This window comes from Acinetobacter sp. YH16031, assembly GCF_013417335.1.
In the GTDB taxonomy this organism is placed as follows: Bacteria; Pseudomonadota; Gammaproteobacteria; order Pseudomonadales; family Moraxellaceae; genus Acinetobacter.
The window spans coordinates 1-1,622 of record NZ_VPED01000141.1 but is presented as its reverse complement, the minus strand read 5'-3'; the positions used below and the strand labels follow the sequence as shown (position 1 = coordinate 1,622).

Here is a 1,622-nt window from a genome sequence, read left to right as displayed (position 1 = left end):
CCAGATTCTGCCTGTTTCAAGATGGACATGATCTGACTGTCAGTAAATTTAGATGTTTTCATGCAGAATCTCCTGCTCGTATCTTAAGAGAAAATTCTACTTTTAGATCCTATTATTTTTAGGGGGGATTACCGCTAATCAAACTTGTGAAACATTGTTTAAATATTAGGCGTGGAACATGAAAAATCAACAAAAAAGCCCAACTGAGCACAGTTGGGCTTTTTACTATACGATAAGACTATGATTTATATTAAATAAAAATTTGCATTACATATAAGGTGTATTATGTTAATTGTAGGAAGACTTAATTTTTTGATCTGATAAAAGTGAAAAATCAGTACTTCTAATTGCTCTTAAAAAATCATTCAAAGAATAGTATTTTAAATAAAAATTAGGTAAAACAGAAAATAGATTGATTTCTGGTTCATATGTTTTAAAGCTTAAAATTGCGACTTTTTTAGTTTTAATAACATTACCAACTAGACTTTGAAATTCATCGTTAAGATCAATCAAATGATTTGATTTTAAAAGTTCTAAATCGTATACAAAATTATCAAAATCTTCATCTAGAATATTTAATCTTCCTACCAGCTTTTCAAGAACAATCTTAATATGTGAATTATAATCTTCTGGTATCCTTTGCATCTCGATCATACAAGAAAGTAAATCTCTGGCATTAGAAGAACAATCAAGTAAACAATTCTGAAAAGAACTTATAAAATTATAGACTTTTTCATATCCCTCATTCGGATCATCAGGAAACCATTCTTTAGTCTGAATAAAGTCATTGAATATACTAAGATCTTTTGGAATAGGAGTATTTTGAGGAAGACTAAAACTTGTGTTGGCTCGAAAATAGCTTGAATATTCTCTTTCTATTAATGATAAATATTTTCTTTGATAGTCTAAGTCTGCTGTTATAACTTTATCTTCTAGATCCTTTAGCGTCACATATTCTATTTCAATGTCCGCACTATTAACCATCACATTTTGGGGAACGGCTTCTACAGTAAGAAAAAGCATCCATAGTTTTTTGATTCTTTTGTCTTCATCGTATTTTGAAATTTTATTAAGCGTTTCCTGAATTTTTTGTTTTGTGACAGTAATAGTCATTTGAAGACCTAAACCATCATCAAAATCTCCATAATCAATACCTGGATAATTAATATTAATTTTGTTTAGATCATCAAATTTTTTAGAAAATATTTCATTGATTATCGGTAATAGTGCTTGCTCCTGAGCCTTTGATAAGTCCGTAAATCCTTTGCGAGTGTCTAATTTAATTTGTGCATAGATAGTCGCAAAAAAATGTCCTATTCTTCTTGATAAATTCATATGTTCAGGTTGCATAATTGTCTTAATTTTTTATAAAAAACTGGTAGATATAATAACCAATCTCTGAAAATTCATTAAGCTGTATTTCTTTACCCATTTAAAATAATGGTGGTTATACGCAGTACACTTGTATATAAATATAAATATCAGAAACTTAACAGGCACTGTTGCAAATAGAGATTTGAGTCGATGATGTTCCCTTTAAAAAGTACTTAGAGACCGAAAACCCTGTTGATTAGACACACTTCACCCTGAGGCTGACCATAATAAAATGACGATGCTTGTCC

1 protein-coding gene and 1 pseudogene are annotated in these 1,622 nt (G+C 29.6%); both read right to left on the bottom strand.

Features of this window, described 5'->3' with window-relative positions:
• Positions 1-288: 288 nt before the first annotated feature.
• Complete coding sequence (locus FTV31_RS16685) at positions 289-1,350, bottom strand: SMEK domain-containing protein (protein ID WP_180004514.1); 1,062 nt, start codon at positions 1,348-1,350, stop codon at positions 289-291.
• Between the two features lie 197 nt (positions 1,351-1,547).
• Positions 1,548-1,622: pseudogene (locus FTV31_RS16680) on the bottom strand (IS6 family transposase); the annotation flags it as partial.

Coding starts and splice junctions, on each gene's coding strand:
- FTV31_RS16685 (WP_180004514.1), bottom strand. CDS start 1,350: ATGCAACCTGAACATATGAATTTATCAAGAAGAATAGGACATTTTTTT.